We start from the raw sequence: 20,588 nt of genomic DNA, 5'->3' as shown, positions 1-20,588 counted from the left end.
GTGCAGACGCAATGCGGGCGTCAAGCGGACGTAAGCCACTCGTCGAAAACCTGCTGTCCGGGCACGGTGACGCGCAGCACGCGCGGCCGTGCCGCACGCTCGATCCAGCCGTGCGCGCAGAAGCTCTCGAGCAGTGCCGCACCGAGCGCGCCGCCGAGGTGTGAACGCCGCTCGCTCCAGTCGAGGCATCCGCACGCGAAGCGGCGCCGGCGCGTGCGCTGCTGTGCGACGTCGATGCCCCATTGCGCAAGCGCCTGGGTGCCGAGTTCGGTGGTCTCGATCGCATCGCCGTCCGCCTGCAGCCAGCCGCGTGCGGTGAGCCCGTCGAAGATGCGCACCGCGAGTTCGCCGGCCATGTGGTCGTAGCAGGTGCGCGCATAGCGCAATTCGGCCGGGACCGTGCGGGACGGCGGCGGAACCGCGCGATGCGGCGCGGCCGCGCGGGCGACGTTCGCGAGTGCCTCGAGCGATGCCGCGATGTCGGCCGATGCGATCCGGTAGTAGCGGTGCCGGCCGCGCACGTCGAGCGCGAGCAGGCCGCCTTCGGTCAAGCGCGAGAGGTGGGCGCTTGCGGCGGAGGGCGACAGCCCCGCGATCATCGTCAGCTCGCCTGCCGGTCGTGCGCTGCCGTCCATCAGCACCCACAGCATCGCGGCGCGTCCTGGGTCGGCGATCAGCGAACCGATGCGGCTCAGGCCCGGAAAGTGGTGGTCGTCTTGGTCGGTCATCGTCGTGTCTCGTCAGGCGGGATGGTCTCCAGTGTAGTGGGCGCGCGCATTCGATGTTTCGGTTCCGGCTGAAATGTCGGATGCAGACTTGCCGGCGGCGTCGATGCGGCGAACCGGGCCGCGGCCGGGTGCGGCGCGCGCGTAGAATGGCCGAAAGCGGCGGCAGCGGGCTGCCGCACGTGACACGACGCAACGATGAAGACGATTTTCTGTTTGCTGGCGGCGGCGCTCGTCTGCGCGGCCTGTGCGCAGGGCGGTGCGGGCGCGGCCGGCGAGCGCGGCGGCAGCCTCGAGATGTACGGGACGATCGATCAGGGCATCACGGTGCGCCGCTGACCGGCGCCGGCCACAGGCACGCCGGGCACGGCCCCCACGGCCGCGCCACACGGGGCGCCCCGCGACGCGTTGCCGCAGTGCAACGTATAATCGGCCGATTACAGCGCCCCTGCCGCCTGGAGCCAACACGATGTCCCAACCGTCCCCCGTACCGGCCGCCCTCGACCGCACCGAAACCGTATTCCGCTTCCTCGCCGAACCGTCGTCCGTGAACTTTGGCGGCAAGGTGCATGGCGGCGCGCTGATGAAGTGGATCGACGAAGTCGCGTATGCGTGCGCGGCCGTCTGGTCGAGCCGCTATTGCGTGACGGTCAGCGTCGGCAACATCCGCTTCCAGCGTCCGATCCTGGTCGGCAATCTCGTCGAGCTGAAGGCGCGCGTCGTTGCGACGGGCCGCACCAGCATGCACATCCATGTGTCCGTCCATGCCGGGGATCCGAAGGGCGGCGTGCTGCGCCAGACGACCGATTGCCTCGTCGTGTTCGTCGCGGTCGACGAGAACGGCAACCCGGTGCCGGTGCCGCCGTTCGTGCCCGAGACCGACGAGCAGAAGGTGCTCGCGAAATATGCGGCCGACGTGCGGGCCGCGCTCGACAAGATCGTCGAGATGAAGCCGGAAGAAGTCGCGAAAGGCGCGGTCTGACCGCGGCGGGCGCCGCGCATCGCGCCGCGCCCGCGATTCCGTAGAACGTCGTACCGCCGATCGTCTTACCGTCAGCGCGACCCGATCATCTGCTCGGGGCGCACCCACGCATCGAATTCCGCCTCGGTCAGGTAGCCGAGCGCGAGCGCGGCGGCCTTCAGCGTCGTGCCTTCCTTGTGCGCCTTCTTTGCGATCTGCGCCGACTTGTCGTAGCCGATGTGCGGATTGAGCGCCGTCACGAGCATCAGCGATTCGTTCAGCAGCAGGTCGATCCGCGAGCGGTTCGGCTCGATGCCCACCGCGCAGTGGTCGTTGAAGCTCTGCGCGCCGTCGGCGAGCAGCCGCACCGACTGCAACACGTTGTGCGCGATCATCGGCCGGAACACGTTCAGCTCGAAATTGCCGCTCGCGCCGCCGACGTTGACCGCGACGTCGTTGCCGAACACCTGGCAGCACAGCATCGTCACGGCTTCGGACTGCGTCGGGTTCACCTTGCCCGGCATGATCGAGCTGCCCGGCTCGTTTTCCGGAATCGACAGTTCGCCAAGCCCGCAGCGCGGCCCGCTTGCGAGCCAGCGGACGTCGTTCGCGATCTTCATCAGGCTGGCAGCAACCGTCTTCAGCGCGCCGTGCGCGAACACCAGCGCATCGGCAGCAGCCATCACCTCGAACTTGCTCGGCGCCGTCACGAACGGCAGCTTCGCGAGCCGGCCGATTTCATCGGCGACACGCACCGCGAACTCCGGATGCGCGTTCAGCCCCGTGCCGACCGCGGTGCCGCCGAGCGCGAGCTCATACAGGTGCGGCAATGCCGATTCGACGTGACGGATGCCCTGGTCCAGCTGTGCGACATAGCCGGAAAACTCCTGGCCGAGCGTGAGCGGCGTGGCGTCCTGCAGGTGCGTGCGGCCGATCTTCACGATGTCGGCGAAGGCCTTCGACTTCGCGTCGAGCGTCGTGCGCAGCGTGCGCAGCGCCGGCAGCAGGTGGTTGACGATCGCGTACGCGGCGGCGACGTGCATGGCGGTCGGGAACACGTCATTCGACGACTGGCCGCGGTTCACGTCGTCGTTCGGATGAACCTTGCGCGCTTCGCCGCGCTCGCCGCCCATCAGTTCGCTCGCGCGATTCGCGATCACCTCGTTGAGGTTCATGTTGGTCTGCGTGCCGGAGCCCGTCTGCCACACGGCGAGCGGGAATTCGCGCGGATGCTTGCCGGCGATGATCTCGTCGGCCGCGTCGATGATGGCGCGCGCCTTGTCGTCGGCCAGCACGCCGAGCGACTGGTTCACGGCCGCCGCGGCGCGCTTGACGATCGCGAGCGCGTGGATCAGCTCGGGCGACTGCTTCTCGGTCGAGATCCGGAAATTCTGCAGCGAGCGCTCGGTCTGCGCGCCCCAGAGCCGGTCGGCCGGTACGGCGATCTCGCCGAACGTATCGCGTTCCATCCGAACTGCTTCGTTCATGATCCACTCCTCCAGGAAAGGGGAAAGGCCGCGCGTCGTCGCGCGGCATCAGGCATAACCAGACGTATCGTGAGGCAGTCGCGCCGCTGGCGCGGCGTCTCGAGGTCTTCAGCCGACTAGCATAGCGCCGGCCGGGATTTCGCGTCGTGTCGCGCTCAGTGCGGCGACGTCGTGAGCGACGCGCTCTTCAGATGAAAGCGCCACCCCATCAGCACGGCCACGCTGGCAAGGCCGGCCGCGAGACCCCACCAGAGGCCGCGGGCACCGAGGCCCACGTGGAACGCGAACCAGTAGCCGGTCGGAAAACCGATGCCCCAGTAGCCGAGGGTCGCCGCGAGCATCGGGATGCGCGTGTCCTTCAGGCCGCGCAGCGCGCCCGACGCGACGGTCTGCGCGCCGTCGACGATCTGGAACACCGCGGCGATGCCGAGCAGCGACGCGGCGAGCGACACCGTGGCCGCGTTCGACGGATCGTCGAGGTTCAGGTACAGGCCGACGATCGCGTGCGGCGCGACGATCAGCACGATGCCCGACAGCGTCATGAACGCGACACCGAGGCCGAGTGCGACGAAACCCGCGTGCCGCGCGGCGACGGGCGCCCCCGCGCCGACCCAGTAGCCGACGCGCACGTTGGCGGCCTGGCCGATCGCGAGCGGCACCATGAAGGCCACCGACGCGACGTTCAGCGCGATCTGGTGCGCGGCCAGCGACGTCGCGCCGAGCACGCCGATGGTCAGGCCGGTTGCGAGGAACAGCGTCGACTCGACCCCGTACGTGATCGCCACCGGCCAGCCGATGCCGATCAGCTCGCCCATCATGGGCAGCTTCGGGCGCGCGGCGGTGACGAAATGACGGAAACGCTGCCGGCCGTGCAGCAGCCAGATCAGGGCGAGCGCGGTGAGCCAGATCGTGATCGTCGTCGCGACCGCCGACCCGAGGAAGCCGAGGCGCGGCAGCCCGAACGCGCCGTGGATCAGGCCGTAGTTCAGCACGGCGTTGACGCCGACGCCGCCGATCGACACCCACAGCAGCCGCCGCGCCGCGCCGATCGCCGGAAGGAATGCGCGCATCAGCCCGACACCGATCAGGCTGCCGAGCGCGGCGAAGCGCAGGATGCCCGTGTATTCGCCGACGTGATGCGCGAGCAATGGCGGCTCGTGGAACATCAGCAGGATCGGTTCGGACAGCGACAGCGCGATGATGGCCGGAATCGCGAGCAGCACGGACAGTGCGAAGCCGGTCCAGTAGATGTGCGGTACGCGCTCGTCGGCCTTGGCGCCGCGCGCGTGCGCGACGCTGACGCTGACCGACGACAGCACGCCTTGCAGCACGGTCACGATGACGAAGAAGAAGTTCGCGCCGAGCCCGCCGGCGGCGAGCGAATCGGGGCCGAGCGAGCCGAGCAGCACTGTGTCGGTGACGCTCATCGCCATCTGCGAAAGCTGCGCGATCGCGAGCGGCGCGGCGAGGCGGGCGGTATCGGCGGCATGACTGGACAGGGACGGCGGCGCGGCGGCCGCCCGCGTAAGACCGGAATGCGACATGGAGTGGGCGCTCGCGCGGGTGCGGGCCCGCGCTATATGTATTTATTTTGAGAGACGGCTAGCTTACGGCTTTATTCGAACCGTGTCGAACGCGCGCGCCGATGGCCATGTCGCAGGCAGGGGAACCGTCGGCCCTAGGCTTCGCGCACCGCAATGCGCGTGTCGCCGAGCAGGACGACCTGGCCCGCGCGGATCTTGCAGGTCTTGCGCAGTTCGACCGCGCCGTCGACTTTCACCGCGCCGGACGCGACGATCAGCTTCGCGCTGCCGCCGCTGTCCGCGAGGCCGGTGATCTTGAGAAGGTTGTGCAGCTCGACGTATTCGCCGGTCAGCGTGAAATCCAGGTTGGGCATGACGAAGAAGGTGCGCAAGGCGCGGGAGGAAACGCTCCGCATCATACGGCACCACGGGCCGGCACGCGAGCGCGGGCCGCCGCGGCATGCAGTTGTTAAGGACTGTGAGCGACTCGTCAGCAAATGAAACGGTGGGTAACAGTCTGAGAGATTCGAGAACCGGCCGGGCGCGCCGCGGGTCTTTTTCGTACCTGCTGCGTGTTGCGGCAGGGGAAGCGACGGACCGCATCGCTGCGGTTCGGGCTCACAACTTCCTGAGGAGAATTGCCATGTCCAAGATTCGTACGATGCTGATCGGTGCCGCGCTGACGGCGTTCGCCACTTCGGCCGCATTTGCCCAGACGGGCACGGCGGTGCAGGGCACGGCCGGTGCCGGCGTGCAGGCGCAGACGCCGGCGGCGGGTGTCGGTGCCGGCATGCAGGGCAGTGCGGGCGCGAACGCGTCGGGCAATGCCGCCGGCGGGGCAACCGATGCGGTCGGCGCGGCAGCCGACGGCGCGAAGGATACGGCGTCGTCGGCCGTCCACTCGGCCAAGAAGCACACGAAGCATGCCGCGAAGTCGGCCAAGAGCCATGTCGGTTCGGCCAAGGCGAAGGCCGGCGAAGCGACCGAAGGCGGCGCATCGGTCGGTGCGGAGGGCGGGGCATCGGCCCAGGGCGCCACGCAGTAAGCGGTGCCTGGCGCCGCGCGACGCTTGTCCCTGGCGGTGCGTCGCGACGGCGGTCATCCAGCGGCCCGGTTCGCATTGCGCGAACCGGGCCGTTTTCGTGTGTCGATGCGCATGGGGGCGCCGTTACGGACGGCGCTGTCCTTGCCCTTGTCCCGGACCCTGTGCCGGCCGCGCGGCAGCCGGGGTGAATACGCTGCGCAGCCACGCGGCGAGCCGTGCGAAGACGTCGTACGGCTCCTCGACGAAGATCTCAGGCTTCAGCAGCCGCAGGTATTCCATGATCTGCTGCGCTTCCTGTTTCTGGAACGAGCCGTGCGCGAGCCCGAGCCGCAGCAGCCCGCGCAGTTCGCCGAGCTTGTCGCGCGCGGTGCTGCCGACGCTCATCTCGCACGCGAGCTTGGCCTCGTAGACCCGTTGCCGCAGCGATTCCGCGAGGCGCCATGCCGGCGTCTGCATCAGTTCCTCGAGTGCCTGGATATCTTGCGCCGCGCCCTTGATCTGCGACGCGAGCGGGTCGATCAGCGACGGGTCGCCCTGCGCTTCGGCGACGATCGCCTTCGCCCAGTCGCGGCACGCCTTCGCGAGTTCGTCGGGGGTCCATTCGGAGCGGCACGCGAAGCCGAAGCCGAATTCGCCGGCCTGTCGCATCAGGATCGCGACGACGTCCGGGAATTCCTTGTCGAGCGTGCGTTTGGCCCACGCGTACTGGCCGCCCTGCAGCATCCGCTGCACCGCGTGCTCGGTCAGCGGCACCATGTTGTCGAGCAGTTTGGCGCGCAGGAAATCCTCGAACGACGGCGTCGCGAACTGCGGGTCGAGTTTCAGCGACACGCGGACGAACGCGTCGTAGTCCTTGCGCAGGGACTCCAGCGTGTCGTCCTTGAGGGAAAGGGTGATCTGGCCCATGAATCGTCTCGATGGCGGCCCGCGCAAGCCGGCGGCCGGCACGGCGCACCGGGGCGGGCGCAGCGTCGACTGACCGGTGCGCGCCGAGGCCGGTGGCGGGTCTTCATCCGCTATATCGGCCTGCCGGGCGGAAACTTGAGCGCGCGTGACCGAGCGTGTGCTCAGGCGGGCAGCCAATGGGGCAGCACGACCCCTTGCCAGAAAAAGAACACCGCGAGCCCTGCCGCGATCGTCACGAGCGGGCGGCGGGTCGCTGCCGACACGAGCACGGCCGCCAGCGCGCCGACGAGCTGCGGATTGCGCCAGGTCAGCTCGGCCGTGCCGCCGTGCGGCGAGACGGTCATCGGCACGATGATCGCGGTCAGCACGGTGACCGGCACGAAGCCGAGCGCGGTCCGCACGAGCGGCGGGAAGGCCAGCCGTTCGCCGAACAGGAACAGCGTCGAGCGGATCGCGTACGTGATGACGGCCATCCCGAGAATCAGCAGCGCGTAGCTCACGATGCGGCCTCCGTGCGCGAGCCGGCACGCGATCGTTCGTGCAGCAGCATGAGCGCGACGCCGATCGCGACGCCGGCGGCGACCGCGCCGAGCAGTCCGAGCTTGTACGGCCAGCCCTGCCAGAAGTACGCCAGCGTGCCGGCCGTCACGGCCGCCGCGAAATAGCGCAGGGTGCCGAGTTGCGGGACGACGATCGCAATGAAGGTGGCCGCCATCGCGAAATCGAGGCCGAGCGACTGCAGCCCCGGGAACGCCGCGCCGAAACCGATGCCCGCGAGCGTCCAGACCTGCCAGTTCAGGTACATCGCGAGCCCCGAGCCGAAGAAGTAGTGGGGGCCGATCGCGCCGGGCGGGAAATGCCGGTAGTGCGCATAGGCGACCGCGAACACCTCGTCGGTCATCAGCGCGCCGAGCGTTGCGCGCCAGCGCAGCGGCAGGTGCGCGACATAGGGCGCGAGCGTTGCGCTATACAGCAGGTGACGCAGGTTCACGATCAGCGTGGTCGCGAGCACGACGACGAAGCTTGCGCTACCCGCGATCAGGCCGAGCGCGATGAACTGCGCGGAGCCCGCGAACACGGCGAGCGACATCAGCGTGCCATGCCACGCGGCGAGCGGGCCGCCGCCGACGAGCGTGCCGAAAATCACGCCGAACGGGGCGGCGCCAATCATCATCGGGATCGTGTCGCGCGCGCCGTCGAGCCATTCGTTGAACGGGCGGCGAGCGGGCGATGCGGGTGTCGGGTTCAAGGGGTGCTCCTCCATGAGCGGGAGGATAGCGGGCGGGGGGCGAGCCGGCTTGTATGTTCTTGCGCTTGGGCGGCGCGCCGGTGCTTGCCTGCTTGCAGGCGCCGGCGGCATCGCGTTGGCGGGCCGGACGCCGCGCGTCAGCTCGCCTGCCAGCGCCCGGGCGGTACGCCGAACATGCGTTTGAAATGCCGTGTGAAGTGGCTTTGGTCGACGAAGCCGCTGGCTGCGGCGACGTCGGCGACGGGCACGCCCGCGCGCAGCGGCGCCAGCGCGCGCTGCAGGCGCAACTGGTTGCGCCACGCATGCGGCGGCATGCCGTTCGTGCGGGTGAACAGGCGCGCGGCGTGGAACGGCGACAGGCCGGCCGCCTGCGCGACCTCGTCGAGCGTCACCGTGCACGTCAGATCGGCGGCGAGCCGTTCGCGCATCGCGTCGACGCGGGGTTCGTCCGCCGCGAGCGGCGCCGGTCGCGGCAGGGCGTCCGCATGGCGCACGATCAATGTCGACAACGCATCGAGCATCGCCGTTTCGGCGGCGAGCGGATCGTAGATGCGGGGTGCGCCCGTCGCGGGAACGTCAGCTGCTTGCCCGTGCGCCTGCGAGGGCAGTGCGTGCTCGCTGCCGGCCTCCATCATCCGGTGTGCCAGCGTGAGCCGCGCCGCCAGGTCGGCGTCGCGAATCACGTCGGGCGCAAACCACGGCGCGTCTTGCGGGCGGCCGGCGATCGCGCTGGTGAGTTCCCGGATGAAATCGACCGGGATGTAGCTGACGCGATAGCACCAGCCCTCGTCGGCGGCACGCGACCCCGTATGCACTTCGCCCGGATTGATCACGGGCACGGTGCCGGTTTCTGCGACATGGCCGCTGCCGCGATAGGTGTAGCGTTCCGCGCCTTCGAGAATCACGGGGATCGTGTACGCGTCGTGCCAGTGGGGCGCGAACGTGTGGTCGCGATAGGTGGCCGTGACGAGATCCGCATCCGGCAGCAGCGGCGTGCGCCAGTAGCGTGCGGAGTCGGGAAGGCGGGTGGCGGACATGAGCGGGCGCGGAGCGGTCGAACCGACAGTGTATCGCTCGCGCGCCCGGCAGGCGCGGGCCTTACTTGACCGGAATCGTCGTGCCGGCCGGCATCGGCACCGCGGTGACGGCGTTCTTCGGGCTGCCGCTGACGATGCGGTCGCTGTAGGTCAGGTAGACGATCGTATTGCGCTTGGTGTCGACCACGCGCACGACGTGCAGGGTCTTGAAGATGAACGACATGCGCTCGCTGAACACGTCGGTCTGCTGCTTGAGCGGCTCCTTGAAGCTGATCGGGCCGACCTGCCGGCACGCGATCGACGCTTCGCTCGGATCCTCGGCGACGCCGAGCGTGCCCTTGATCCCGCCGGTGCGCGCGCGCGACACGTAGCAGGTCACGCCGTTCACGACCGGATCGTCATACGCCTCGACGACCACGCGATCGGAGCCCGTGACGCGGAAATGGGTGTTGACGCTGCCGACTTCCTCCGCGTGCGCGAGCGGTGCCGCGGCGAATGCGGAAAGCAGGAGGGCGAGTGGTGCTGAGCGGAGGAGACGGTGCTTCATCGACGGAACCGGATGCGAATGCGGGACAGAGACTCTAGCATGCGCGCGACCGGGCGACGAAAACCGAAAGGCGGGCCGGAAAAACAAAAGGCCCGTCGAATGACGGGCCTTTCGCTATTTGGCTCCCCGACCTGGGCTCGAACCAGGGACCTACGGATTAACAGTCCGGCGCTCTACCGACTGAGCTATCGGGGAATAAATCGGTACATCTGCTTGTTTGTCTACCAGCAAAAAGCCCGTCCACTTTCAACGGGCCTTTGCGTTTTTGGCTCCCCGACCTGGGCTCGAACCAGGGACCTACGGATTAACAGTCCGGCGCTCTACCGACTGAGCTATCGGGGAACAAACAACAACAGCAGAGAAACGAGATTGTATGGAGCGTTGATCAACCTGTCAACACTTTTGGGCCGCGGCGCACAAAAATTTTTTGCGGCCGCTGCGCGATCAGCGCTCGAGCAGGTGCAGTTTGTCCTGCACGTCCTTCCACTCGTCCGCGTCGGCCGGTGCCGGCTTGGTCTTCGTGATCGACGGCCAGTCCTTTGCCAGCTCGGCGTTCAGCGCGGTGAACTGCTGCTGGTCGCCCGGAACGTCTTCTTCGGCATAGATCGCATTGGTCGGGCACTCGGCGACGCACACGGCGCAGTCGATGCACTCGTCCGGATCGATGGCGAGAAAGTTGGGACCTTCACGGAAGCAATCCACCGGGCATACATCCACGCAGTCCGTGTATTTGCACTTGATGCAGCCTTCGGTCACAACGTGAGTCATTAAAACGCTCCTGCTTGGCGGTATATATGGGGTGGCGTTTGCGCCAAAACCGGCATTGTAACTGAAGCGCAAAACCCGCATGGCGTGGTCGGCTATCCGGCTTATATCGTTTCGTGATTAGTTTATGGCGGCCCGCAGAAGGGACTCGCCGACGGGGCGCGTGTGCCGTACGGCGGCGCGGCCGGGCAGGGCGACCGGCGGTTTCGCGATGGTCGGGCCCGCATTCGGGTAACATGGCCGGCAGACCGGGCGGCGCGCGGTGCGCCGGGGCCCTGTCACGATACTGGCGGTGCCGTAATCATGATCATCACTTCGCTGCTCGACACGGATCTCTACAAGTTCACGATGATGCAGGTCGTCCTGCATCACTTTCCTGCCGCAAACGTCGAGTACCGCTTCCGGTGCCGTACGCCCGGCGTCGATCTCGTGCCGTACATCGACGAGATCCGCGACGAGGTGCGCGGCCTGTGTTCGCTGCGCTTCACCGACGTCGAACTCGACTACCTGCGGCGCATGCGCTTCATCAAGAGCGATTTCGTCGACTTCCTCGCGCTGTTCCACCTCAACGAGAAGTACATCTCGATCACGCCGTCGCCGAAGGGCAACGGCGAGATCGACATCGTGATCGAGGGGCCGTGGCTGCACACGATCCTGTTCGAGATCCCGGTGCTCGCGATCGTCAACGAAGTCTATTTCCGCAACACGCAGCGCGAGCCCGACTATCGCGAAGGCCGCGAGCGGCTGTGCGAGAAGATCAAGCTGCTCGGCGCGAAGCCCGAGTTCGCCGACTGCAAGATCGCCGACTACGGCACGCGCCGGCGCTTCTCGAAGGTGTGGCACGAGGAAGTCGCCCTCACGCTGCGCGACGGGCTCGGCCCGCAGTTCGCCGGCACGAGCAACGTGCTGTACGCGATGAAGCACGGCATCACGCCGCTCGGCACGATGGCGCACGAGTATCTGCAGGCGTGCCAGGCGCTCGGCCCGCGGCTGCGCGATTCGCAGATCTACGGCTTCGAGATGTGGGCGAAGGAGTATCGCGGCGACCTCGGGATCGCGCTGTCGGACGTCTACGGGATGGACGCGTTCCTGAACGACTTCGACATGTACTTCTGCAAGCTGTTCGACGGCGCGCGCCACGATTCGGGCGATCCGTTCGAGTGGGGCGAGCGCATGCTGCGCCACTACGAGGCGAACCGCTGCGACCCGCGCACCAAGGTGCTCGTGTTCTCGGATGCGCTCGACATCCCGAAGGTCATGCAGTTGTACGAACGGTTCCGCGGCCGCTGCAAGCTCGCATTCGGCGTCGGCACCAACCTCACGAACGACCTCGGCTACGTGCCGCTGCAGATCGTGATCAAGATGGTTCGCTGCAACGGGCAGCCGGTCGCGAAACTGTCGGATACGCCGGGCAAGAGCATGTGCGACGACAAGGCGTATCTCACGTACCTGCGCCAGGTGTTCGGCATCGCGCAGCCGGTCGAGGAAGACGCGTCGAAGTAAGCATCGGCCGAACGGCCAAAACTGCGTCGCGGCGAAGCCGGCCGGTATAATCCGACGGTATCGCCCGCCAACGTCACGAGGACCGTTCATGGACACTTCCGCTGCCCGTCGCCAGATCCTCGCGCGCATTCGCGCGGCGCAGGGGCGTGCGGCCGAACCCGATGCGGCCGAGCGCGACGGCGTTGCCGACTATCTCGCCCGTCATCCTGAGGGCCCGCGTCCGCCGGCGCTGGCCGACCTCGTCGCGGCATTCGTCGACGAAGCGGCCCGTCTGTCGACGACGGTCGACGAAGTCGCGGCGCTTGCCGATGTGCCGGCCGCCGCAGCCCGCTACCTGTCCGCTCACGGACTGCCGACGCAGGCCGTCGCATGGCGCACGCTGGCCGATTTCGACTGGGCGGGCGCAGGCCTGTCGGTCGAATGCCGCAAGCCGCGCGACGGCGATCTGGTCGGCCTTACCGGCTGTTTTTGCGCGACCGCCGAAACGGGCTCGCTGGTGCTGCTGTCCGGCCCCGACACCTATGCGTCGGCGGGCCTGCTGCCGGAAACGCACATCGCGATCGTTCCCGCGTCGCGGATCGTCGCCGGTCATGAGGACGCCTTTGCGCTGATCCGCGCGGAGCGCGGCGAATTGCCGCGCGCGGTCAATTTCGTGTCGGGCCCGTCGCGCACGGGCGATATCGAGCAGACCATCGTACTGGGCGCGCACGGCCCGTACCGCGTTCACGTGATCGTCGTACGGGGCGCATGACGCGCCCGCCGCATCCACCACCATTCGAACAAGGAAGTTCTGCATGAAACGACATGCCGCCTGGGCGGGCATGGCGTCGGGGATCGCGCTTGGCGCCGTTCCCGCGCTTGCATCGGCCGCAACGCTCGACGGTGCCTCGCTGTCTGCCCTCTGGGGCATTCCGTTCGCCGGAATCCTGCTGTCCATCGCACTGTTCCCGCTCGTCGCCCCCGTCTTCTGGCATCACCATTTCGGCAAGATTGCGGCCGCGTGGGCGGTCGTGTTCCTGATCCCGTTCGGATTCGCGTTCGGCGCGGGCACCGCGTTCGGCACGCTCGTGCATGCGCTGCTCGAGGAATACATTCCGTTCATCGTGTTGCTCACCGCGCTCTATACGGTCGCGGGCGGCATCTGCGTGAACGGCAATCTGCACGGATCGCCGAAGCTCAATACCGCGATCCTCGCGCTCGGCACGCTGCTCGCGAGCGTGATGGGCACGACGGGGGCCGCGATGCTGCTGATCCGGCCGCTGCTGCGCGCCAATGACAACCGCAAGCATGTCGTGCACGTCGTGATCTTCTTCATCTTCCTCGTCGCGAACGCGGGCGGCTCGCTGTCGCCGCTCGGCGATCCGCCACTGTTCCTCGGGTTCCTGAACGGCGTGAGCTTCTTCTGGACGACCACGCACCTCGCACTGCCGATGCTGTTCATCTGCGCGGTGCTGCTGACACTGTTCTTCGTGCTCGATACGTACTTCTACCGGAAGGGCGGCGAGGAGCGGCTGGCCGTGCTCGACCCGACGCCGGACGGCGCGGCGCTGTCGATCGACGGGAAGATCAACTTCGTGCTGCTCGCGGCCGTGGTCGCGCTCGTGCTGATGAGCGGCATCTGGAAGCCGGGCATCGCGTTCGACGTATGGGGCACGCACGTCGCGCTGCAGAACCTCGTGCGCGACGTCGCGCTCGTGGGCGTGACGCTCGCGTCGCTCGCGCTGACGCCGCGTTCCGCGCGCGAGGGCAACGCGTTCAACTGGGCGCCGATCGAGGAAGTCGCGAAGCTGTTCGCGGGGATCTTCGTGACGATCGCGCCGGTGATCGTGATCCTGCGCGCCGGCGCCGACGGCGCGTTCGCGCAGATCGTCCACCTCGTCACGGGGCCGGACGGCAAGCCGATCGACGCGATGTACTTCTGGGCGACGGGCATCCTGTCGTCGTTCCTCGACAACGCGCCGACCTATCTCGTGTTCTTCAACCTCGCGGGCGGCGATGCCCAGTCGTTGATGACGACCGGCGCGTCGACGCTCGCCGCGATTTCCGCGGGTGCGGTGTTCATGGGCGCGAACAGCTATATCGGCAACGCACCCAACTTCATGGTGAAGGCGATCGCCGAATCGCGCGGCGTGAAGATGCCGAGCTTCTTCGCGTATCTCGGCTGGGCGCTGGTCGTACTGATACCGGTATTCCTGCTGACGTCGTGGCTTTTCTTCACGGCGTAAGCTGACGATTTTCAACCTTGAGCGGGCGATCCCGGCGGCGCACGGCGCGCTTCGATCCGCCCGCGGCATGCGGAGATGGCGATGCAGAAGATCCTGGTCGCGCGTCCGATCTTTCCGGACGTGATCGAGCGGCTCAAGCAATATTTCGACGTCGACTGGAACAACGGCGACGCACTCGCGCCCGGCGCGCTCGCCGCGCGTCTGGCCGACAAGGACGGCGCGTTGACGGCCGGCGATCCGGTCGGCGCGGCCGAGCTCGCCGCGGCGCCGCGCCTGCGCGTCGTGGCGAACATGGCGGTGGGCTACAACAACTTCGACATGGCTGCATTCAACGCGGCGAACGTGCTCGGCACCAACACGCCCGACGTGCTGAACGAGTCCACCGCCGATTTCGGCTGGGCGCTGATGATGGCCGCCGCTCGCCGGATCGCCGAATCCGAGCACTGGCTGCGCGCCGGCCACTGGCAGAAGTGGGCTTACGACGGGTTCCTCGGCAGCGACATCTACGGCTCGACGCTCGGCGTGATCGGAATGGGGCGCATCGGCCAGGCGCTCGCGCGCCGCGCGCGCGGCTTCGGGATGCAGGTGATCTATCACAATCGGTCGCGTGTCGCGCCCGAGATCGAGGCCGAGCTGAACGCCGAATACGTATCGAAGGATGCGCTGCTCGCGCGCGCCGATCACGTCGTGCTCGTGCTGCCGTACACGCAGGAAAACCACCATACGATCGGCGCGGCCGAACTCGCGAAGATGAAGCCCACCGCGACGCTGACCAACATCGCGCGCGGCGGGATCGTCGACGACGCGGCGCTGGCCGTCGCGCTGCGCGACGGGACGATCGCCGCCGCCGGCCTCGACGTGTACGAAGGCGAGCCGACGGTGCATCCGGCGCTGCTCGAGGTGCCGAACGTCGTGCTGACGCCGCATATCGCGAGCGCGACCGAAAAAACGCGCCGCGCGATGGCGAACCTCGCCGCCGACAACCTGATCGCCGCGCTGGGCGAGGGGCCGCGCGCGGGGCGGCCGCCGAATCCGATCAACCCTGACGTGATCGGGAAGCCGCGCGCATGACGATGACGTTGTTGCTTGCGGCGGTCGTCGTGCTGGCCGTCGCGCTCGCGGTGGCGATCGTCGCGCTCATGCGTGGCGCTGGCCGTCACGACGATACGGCGGTACTGGGCGACCAGATCGAGGACGCCGCGCACGCGCAGGCGCGCGCGGTCGAGCGGCTCGAACGCGAATTGCGCGGCGAGATCGTCGAGCACGCGCGCGGCTCGCGCACCGAGCTGGCCGGCAGTTTTGCGCAGCTTCAGCAGACGCTCGCCGCGCAGCTGACGAGCGTGGCGACCGTGCAGCACAACCAGGTCGAAGGCTTCGCCCAGCAGCTCGGCAAGCTCGTCGCCGGCAACGCGCAGCAGTTCGACGCGATGCGCGAGAGTTTGCAGCGTCAGGCACAGCAGGCGCGCGAGGAGCAGACGGGTGCGCTCAGGCTGTTCGGCGACACGTTGAACCGGCAGCTCACGCAGCTGACCGAGGCGAACGATCGCCGGATCGGCGAAGTGCGCGCGACGCTCGAACAGCGGCTGAAGGAAATCGAGACGAACAACGCGGCGAAGCTCGAGGAGATGCGCCGCACCGTCGACGAGAAACTGCACGCGACGCTCGAGCAGCGGCTCGGCGAATCGTTCAAGCTCGTGTCGGACCGGCTCGAGCAGGTGCATCGCGGGCTCGGCGAGATGCAGACGCTCGCGGCGGGCGTCGGCGATCTGAAGAAAGTGCTGACCAACGTGAAGACGCGCGGCACCTGGGGCGAAGTGCAGCTCGAGGCGCTGCTCGAGCAGATGCTGACGCCCGAGCAGTACGCGAAGAACGTCGCGACGGTGCCGAAGAGCAGCGAGCGCGTCGAGTTCGCGATCCGGCTGCCGGGGCGCGATGCCGGTACGCGCGACGCGCCGCCCGTGTGGCTGCCGATCGACGCGAAATTCCCGCGCGAGGATTACGAGCGGCTGATCGACGCGCAGGAGCGCGCCGATGCGGCGGCGGTCGAGGAAGCGGCCCGCGCGCTCGAAGCGCGTGTGCGGCTCGAGGCGCGCACGATCGCCGAGAAGTACGTCGCGCCGCCGCACACGACCGATTTCGCGCTGCTGTTCCTGCCGACCGAAGGGCTCTATGCGGAGATCCTGCGTCGCCCGGGGCTGACCGACCTGCTGCAGCGCGACTATCGCGTGACGGTGGCCGGCCCGACGACGCTCACCGCACTGTTGAACAGCCTGCAGATGGGTTTCCGCACGCTCGCGATCGAGCAGCGGTCGAGCGAGGTGTGGCAGGTGCTCGGCGCGGTAAAAACGGAATTCGGCAAGTTCGGCGACGTGCTCGCGCGCACGAAGGCGCAGCTCGAAACGGTCACGCGCTCGATCGAGTCCGCCGAGCAGCGTACGCGCGTGATGAACCGCAAGCTGAAGCAGGTCGAGGCGCTGCCGGGCGACGCGGCGGCCGGGCTGCTCGGTGCGGAAGGTAGCGACGGCGCCGATGCGGACGACGCGTGACGCGCGTTGCCGATACCGGCCGGAACGAAAACGGGCGCCGCGGCGCCCGTTTTTTCATGCAGCGATTGCCGGTGCGGCCGCGATGCGCTCAATGCCCGGCGAGCGTGTCCAGCGCGTCGCCCGTCACGCGAACGATGCGCCAGTCGGGCAGCACGGTGGCGCCCATCTTCTCGTAGAAATCGATCGCAGGCTGGTTCCAGTCGAGAACCGACCATTCGAAGCGCCCGCAACGGCGCTCGACGGCCAGGGCCGCGAGGTGACGCAGCATCGCGGTGCCGAGGCCCGTGCCGCGTTGCGACGGCTGCACGTACAGATCCTCGAGATAGAGGCCACGACGGCCGAGGAACGTCGAGTAATTGTGGAAGAACAGCGCATACGCGACGATCGCGCCGTCGTGTTCGGCCACCCGCGCTTCGGCGGCAGGCCGCGCGCCGAACAGCGCGTCGGCGAGATCGGCCTCGGTCGCGACGAACAGATGCGTGAGCTTCTCGAATTCGGCGAGCTCGCGCATCAGCGCGAGGATCGCCCCGACGTCGCTCGCTTGCGCCGCACGGATCAGCGGTGTGCCGCTCACGCTTCCTCCGGCGGATCGGACAGCACGATCTCGATGCCGCCGAAGCGCGATGCGACCCAGTTGTATGCGTGGCACGCGATCCACAGCAACACGAAGCCGAGGATGGCGTTCAGCAGCAGCGCGCTCAGGATCGTGCTCAGTTCGACCATCCCGTAACGAACGTAGGCGACGAGAATGCCGAGCAGCACGATCGGCACGCTGAACGTCAGGTAGACGAGGATCAGCGCCTTTGCGGTCTGCCCCGCGGCGATCGACGAAATTTGTTTCTTCATGTGCGGATTGCCCCCGTAGAGATATACCGATAGTGGAATTCAGATCAGGCCGTCGAACGGCAGGATGTCGACCGGGGTGCCCGCGTCGACTGCTGCGGTATCGTGGCCCAGGACGATGAAACAGTTGGCGGCCGAGAGGCCGCTCAGCGACGCGGAACTCTGCGAGCCGGCAGGTGCGACGTGCCAGCGGCCGTCGGCGGCGCGTGTCGCGATGCCGCGCAGGTAGTCGGTGCGGCCCGGGCGCGTCTTCAGCGCATGCGTGCTGAGTGCCGTATGCATCGCCGGCGGCTGGGCCTGCGCGCCGGCCAGCGTCAGCAGTGCGGGGCGCACGATCGCGTAGAACGTCACGGCGGACGCGACCGGATTGCCGGGCAGGCCGAAGAACAGCGCGTGACCGGTGCCACCGGCCGCGCGTGCGAGCGTGCCGCACGCGAGCGGCCGGCCGGGACGCAGCGCGAGGCTGGCGAACGTCACGTCGCCGAGCCGTGCCATCACGTCGCGCGTGAAATCGGCTTCGCCGACCGATACGCCGCCGGACGTGATCACCGCGTCGGCCTGCGCGGCGACGGCGTCGCGCAATGCGGCTTCGAGCGCGGCCGGGTCGTCGCGGACGATCCCGAGGTCGACCGCGTCGACATGCAGTCGTTCGAGCATCGCGATCAGCATCCCGCGATTGCTGTCGTACAGTGCGCCGGGGCCGAGCGGCTCGCCGGGCTCGCGCAGTTCGTCGCCGGTGGAGAACACGGCGACGCGCACGCGCCGGCGCACCGTGACCTCGGTGATGCCGAACGACGCAAGCAGGCCGAGATCGGACGGTCGCAGGATGCGGCCCGCGGCGAGTGCGCAGGCGCCGCGGGCGAGATCCTCGCCGGCCTTGCGGCAGTTCGCGCCGCGCGCGATGTCATGTGCGACGAAGCGAATCGTGTCGCCGTCGGCGTGTACGCGTTCCTGCGGAATCACGGTGTCGCATCCGGCCGGCATCGGCGCGCCCGTCATGATGCGCACGCATGATCCGGCCGCCACGGTGCCGTCGAACGGATGGCCGGCGAGCGCGGTGCCGGCGACCGTCAGCGCGACATCCGCTTGCGGCGCCGCGTGCGTGCCGGTGCTGCCGTCGAACGCGTAGCCGTCCATCGCCGAGTTGTCGTAGGCGGGAATGTCGAACGGCGCGTTCACGTCGGCCGCGAGCACGCGGTCGAGCGCATCGCGCAGCGCCACCGTCTCGCACGCCGCGACGGGCACCGCAAAGCGGCACGCGAGTGCCTGCGCGTCGGCGAGCGACAGCGGGGCATCGGAATCGGGGGCGCTTCGGGAGGCGGGCGAGGATTGCGTGATCATCAGTCGGACTGCGCCGCAAGGCGTATCGGGTTCGTGGCCGGTGGCGCGAGGAGGGTGCCTGGGCGCGGGTTTCGCGTGCGGCGGGCGGGAACCGCGCGAGTGCCGTCAGCGGCGGGCCAGCGCGGCGAGTTCCTGCCAGGAGTTGGCATTGTAAAACGCACGCTCGTCGTGAAACTCGACTTCGACCGTCTTGTGGCGTGCGTACCACGCACGCACCTTGCGGTCGCCGGCCGCGAGCCGGGCGGCGAGATCGTCGGCCAGCGACGTGCGCAGCAGCGCAAACGTCGGCTGCGGCGAGCGCGCCTGCTGCGCGTCGACGGTCACCGCCATGGCGATGTCGGCCTGCTGCGCGTCGAGCGCCGCGTGCAGCCGTGCGACGAGGTCGGCGGGCAGGTAGGGCGTATCGCATGGCGAACACGCGACGAGCGGCGCGCGTGCCGCCCGCATGCCGGCGAGCAGGCCCGCGAGCGGGCCGGGGAAGTCGGGCGTTTCGTCCGCGACGATGCGCGCGTCGAACGGCGCACCGAGTTCGGCATAACGATCGGCATGGCGATTCGCGCTGATCAGCGTTTCGTCGACCTGTGGCGAGAGGCGGCGCAGCACGTGCAGCGCGAGCGGCGTGCCGTCGAGCAACTGCAGGCCCTTGTCGACGCCGTCCATGCGTGTGGCCCGCCCGCCTGCGAGCAGCAGGCCGGCGATCGAGGGAGAGGTGGAAGCGGGCATCGCGAGAAGGCGGAAGGGCAGCGTGCGTCAGCCGCCGATATACGACATCTCGACGCGCTTGCCGGCGCCGTCGGGCACGGTGTCGGCAGACGCGCTGCCGCGCAGCTGCGAATAACGGTCGGTGCGGGCCTGCCAGATGCGGGCGATCGCGGTCGCGATCTCGGCGTCGCTCGCGCCGCCGCGCACGAGTGCGCGCAGGTCGTGGCCCGTCGACGCGAACAGGCACAGGTACAGCTTGCCTTCGGTCGACAGCCGCGCGCGCGTGCAGTCGCCGCAGAAGGCCTGCGTGACGCTCGAAATCACGCCGAGCTCGCCGCTGCCGTCCGCATAGCCCCAGCGCTGCGCGGTTTCTGCCGCCGTGTGCGGCTCGAGCGGCACGAGCGGGAAGTGTTCGGCGATGCGTGCGATGACGTCCGCCGACGGCAGCACCTCGGTCATGTTCCAGCCGTTCGACGTACCGACGTCCATGTATTCGATGAAGCGCAGGATCACGCCGGTACCGCGGAAACGCTCCGCCATCGGCAGGATCTCGCTGTCGTTGGTGCCGCGCTTCACGACCATGTTGACCTTGACCGGCGCGAGGCCCGCGGCCTGGGCGGCGAAGATGCCGTCGAGCACGTCGGCGCTTGCGAACTCGGCATCGTTCATGCGCTTGAACAGCGTATCGTCGAGCGCGTCGAGGCTGACCGTCACGCGCGTGAGCCCGGCGTCCTTCAGCGCGCGCGCCTTGCGGGCGAGCAGCGAACCGTTGGTCGTGAGCGTCAGGTCGAGCGGGCGGCCGTCATGCGTGGTCAGACGTGCGAGGCGTTCGATCAGGAATTCGAGATTCTTGCGCAGCAGCGGCTCGCCGCCCGTGATGCGGATCTTCTCGACGCCGTGTGCGACAAAGAGTCGCGCCACGCGTTCGATTTCCTCGTGCGTGAGCAGCGCGCTGTGCGGCAGGAACGGGTAGTCCTTGTCGAAGACGGCGCGCGGCATGCAGTACACGCAGCGGAAGTTGCAGCGATCCGTCACCGAAATGCGCAGGTCGCGCAGCGGCCTGGCGAGCGTGTCGGCCAGCGTGCCGTCCGGGGCGTGCGCGACGCCGGAGACGTCCGGCATCCCGCTGACGTCGGCGAGAGGAATGATGCGTCGGGACATGTTGAAAGAAGTGCGAACCAGA

At 68.4% G+C, this 20,588-nt stretch carries 23 protein-coding genes and 2 tRNA genes; 8 read left to right on the top strand and 17 right to left on the bottom strand.

The genetic code is table 11. The features are described 5' to 3' along the window. Positions 1-20: 20 nt before the first annotated feature. Entirely contained in the window at positions 21-728 is a 708-nt protein-coding gene (locus tag VK92_RS28705; protein WP_048022939.1) for an ArsR/SmtB family transcription factor, read from the bottom strand. Positions 729-923: 195 nt separating this feature from the next. Between VK92_RS28705 and VK92_RS42610 the strand changes: the two genes are divergently transcribed. Then, positions 924-1,064: a hypothetical protein gene (locus VK92_RS42610; RefSeq protein WP_006753078.1), complete on the top strand. Its 141-nt coding sequence runs from the start codon at positions 924-926 to the stop codon at positions 1,062-1,064. Positions 1,065-1,194: 130 nt separating this feature from the next. Next, positions 1,195-1,707, top strand: a complete 513-nt coding sequence (locus VK92_RS28700; RefSeq protein ID WP_012328135.1) for an acyl-CoA thioesterase — start codon at positions 1,195-1,197, stop codon at positions 1,705-1,707. Positions 1,708-1,778: 71 nt separating this feature from the next. Here VK92_RS28700 and fumC read toward each other — a convergent pair whose 3' ends face one another. From fumC to VK92_RS28685, 3 genes are all read right to left on the bottom strand, one after another. Beyond that, on the bottom strand, positions 1,779-3,173 hold the full coding sequence (fumC, locus tag VK92_RS28695) for a class II fumarate hydratase (RefSeq protein WP_048022942.1): 1,395 nt from the start codon (positions 3,171-3,173) through the stop codon (positions 1,779-1,781). Between the two features lie 155 nt (positions 3,174-3,328). Continuing rightward, complete coding sequence (gene norM / locus VK92_RS28690) at positions 3,329-4,717, bottom strand: multidrug efflux MATE transporter NorM (protein WP_048022944.1); 1,389 nt, start codon at positions 4,715-4,717, stop codon at positions 3,329-3,331. Positions 4,718-4,851: 134 nt separating this feature from the next. Continuing rightward, a complete protein-coding gene (locus tag VK92_RS28685) occupies positions 4,852-5,070 on the bottom strand; it encodes an RNA-binding S4 domain-containing protein (protein WP_021159725.1) in 219 nt (72 codons plus the stop codon). A gap of 269 nt (positions 5,071-5,339) precedes the next feature. On the opposite strand from VK92_RS28685, the gene VK92_RS28680 reads away from it, so the two are divergent. After that, complete coding sequence (locus VK92_RS28680; RefSeq protein ID WP_027788030.1) at positions 5,340-5,741, top strand: hypothetical protein; 402 nt, start codon at positions 5,340-5,342, stop codon at positions 5,739-5,741. A 123-nt stretch (positions 5,742-5,864) separates the two neighbouring features. Here VK92_RS28680 and VK92_RS28675 read toward each other — a convergent pair whose 3' ends face one another. From VK92_RS28675 to fdxA, 8 genes are all read right to left on the bottom strand, one after another. Then, positions 5,865-6,647: a DUF4088 family protein gene (locus VK92_RS28675; protein WP_021159723.1), complete on the bottom strand. Its 783-nt coding sequence runs from the start codon at positions 6,645-6,647 to the stop codon at positions 5,865-5,867. Positions 6,648-6,808: 161 nt separating this feature from the next. After that, positions 6,809-7,147, bottom strand: coding sequence for an AzlD domain-containing protein (locus VK92_RS28670; RefSeq protein WP_021159722.1), 339 nt, complete (start codon positions 7,145-7,147; stop codon positions 6,809-6,811). Next, positions 7,144-7,911 carry an AzlC family ABC transporter permease gene (locus VK92_RS28665; protein WP_048022946.1) on the bottom strand — a complete coding sequence of 256 codons (768 nt, stop codon included), beginning with the start codon at positions 7,909-7,911 and terminating at the stop codon, positions 7,144-7,146. The genes VK92_RS28670 and VK92_RS28665 overlap by 4 nt, the downstream gene beginning before the upstream one ends. A gap of 122 nt (positions 7,912-8,033) precedes the next feature. Next, positions 8,034-8,933 carry an AraC family transcriptional regulator gene (locus tag VK92_RS28660; RefSeq protein ID WP_021159720.1) on the bottom strand — a complete coding sequence of 300 codons (900 nt, stop codon included), beginning with the start codon at positions 8,931-8,933 and terminating at the stop codon, positions 8,034-8,036. A 61-nt stretch (positions 8,934-8,994) separates the two neighbouring features. Next, positions 8,995-9,480, bottom strand: coding sequence for a CreA family protein (locus VK92_RS28655; protein ID WP_027788025.1), 486 nt, complete (start codon positions 9,478-9,480; stop codon positions 8,995-8,997). A gap of 119 nt (positions 9,481-9,599) precedes the next feature. Beyond that, positions 9,600-9,675, bottom strand: a tRNA-Asn gene (locus tag VK92_RS28650). 71 nt (positions 9,676-9,746) lie between these two features. Beyond that, positions 9,747-9,822, bottom strand: a tRNA-Asn gene (locus VK92_RS28645). Between the two features lie 102 nt (positions 9,823-9,924). Beyond that, the gene (gene fdxA, locus VK92_RS28640; protein ID WP_011351384.1) at positions 9,925-10,248 is read right to left on the bottom strand and encodes a ferredoxin FdxA; all 324 of its coding nucleotides are present in this window, start codon (positions 10,246-10,248) and stop codon (positions 9,925-9,927) included. A gap of 300 nt (positions 10,249-10,548) precedes the next feature. Between fdxA and pncB the strand changes: the two genes are divergently transcribed. The 5 genes from pncB to rmuC all read left to right on the top strand — a co-directional run bounded on the left by pncB (position 10,549) and on the right by rmuC (position 16,519). Next, a complete protein-coding gene (gene pncB, locus VK92_RS28635) occupies positions 10,549-11,748 on the top strand; it encodes a nicotinate phosphoribosyltransferase (protein ID WP_048022948.1) in 1,200 nt (399 codons plus the stop codon). 88 nt (positions 11,749-11,836) lie between these two features. Continuing rightward, positions 11,837-12,499, top strand: a complete 663-nt coding sequence (locus VK92_RS28630; RefSeq protein WP_048022949.1) for a LutC/YkgG family protein — start codon at positions 11,837-11,839, stop codon at positions 12,497-12,499. 43 nt (positions 12,500-12,542) lie between these two features. Continuing rightward, positions 12,543-13,973 (top strand): sodium:proton antiporter, encoded by a 1,431-nt coding sequence (locus tag VK92_RS28625; protein WP_048022950.1) that lies wholly within the window; start codon positions 12,543-12,545, stop codon positions 13,971-13,973. 81 nt (positions 13,974-14,054) lie between these two features. Beyond that, positions 14,055-15,044, top strand: a complete 990-nt coding sequence (locus VK92_RS28620; protein WP_021159714.1) for a 2-hydroxyacid dehydrogenase — start codon at positions 14,055-14,057, stop codon at positions 15,042-15,044. Next, the gene (gene rmuC, locus VK92_RS28615; protein ID WP_048022952.1) at positions 15,041-16,519 is read left to right on the top strand and encodes a DNA recombination protein RmuC; all 1,479 of its coding nucleotides are present in this window, start codon (positions 15,041-15,043) and stop codon (positions 16,517-16,519) included. The genes VK92_RS28620 and rmuC overlap by 4 nt, the downstream gene beginning before the upstream one ends. 88 nt (positions 16,520-16,607) lie before the next feature. Here the strand turns inward: rmuC and VK92_RS28610 are convergent, their stop codons facing one another. The 5 genes from VK92_RS28610 to moaA all read right to left on the bottom strand — a co-directional run bounded on the left by VK92_RS28610 (position 16,608) and on the right by moaA (position 20,566). Further along, on the bottom strand, positions 16,608-17,093 hold the full coding sequence (locus tag VK92_RS28610) for a GNAT family N-acetyltransferase (RefSeq protein WP_027788021.1): 486 nt from the start codon (positions 17,091-17,093) through the stop codon (positions 16,608-16,610). Next, on the bottom strand, positions 17,090-17,365 hold the full coding sequence (locus VK92_RS28605; RefSeq protein ID WP_006401288.1) for a hypothetical protein: 276 nt from the start codon (positions 17,363-17,365) through the stop codon (positions 17,090-17,092). The genes VK92_RS28610 and VK92_RS28605 overlap by 4 nt, the downstream gene beginning before the upstream one ends. A 39-nt stretch (positions 17,366-17,404) precedes the next feature. Continuing rightward, positions 17,405-18,703, bottom strand: a complete 1,299-nt coding sequence (moeA, locus tag VK92_RS28600; protein ID WP_048022954.1) for a molybdopterin molybdotransferase MoeA — start codon at positions 18,701-18,703, stop codon at positions 17,405-17,407. A 105-nt stretch (positions 18,704-18,808) separates the two neighbouring features. Further along, a complete protein-coding gene (gene mobA, locus VK92_RS28595; RefSeq protein ID WP_048022956.1) occupies positions 18,809-19,426 on the bottom strand; it encodes a molybdenum cofactor guanylyltransferase MobA in 618 nt (205 codons plus the stop codon). 27 nt (positions 19,427-19,453) lie between these two features. Then, entirely contained in the window at positions 19,454-20,566 is a 1,113-nt protein-coding gene (gene moaA / locus VK92_RS28590; RefSeq protein ID WP_021159709.1) for a GTP 3',8-cyclase MoaA, read from the bottom strand. Positions 20,567-20,588 lie beyond the last annotated feature (22 nt).

The organism is Burkholderia sp. LK4, from assembly GCF_001043615.1.
Lineage (GTDB): Bacteria > Pseudomonadota > Gammaproteobacteria > Burkholderiales > Burkholderiaceae > Burkholderia > Burkholderia cepacia.
This window is presented reverse-complemented; position numbering and strand designations above follow the sequence as displayed.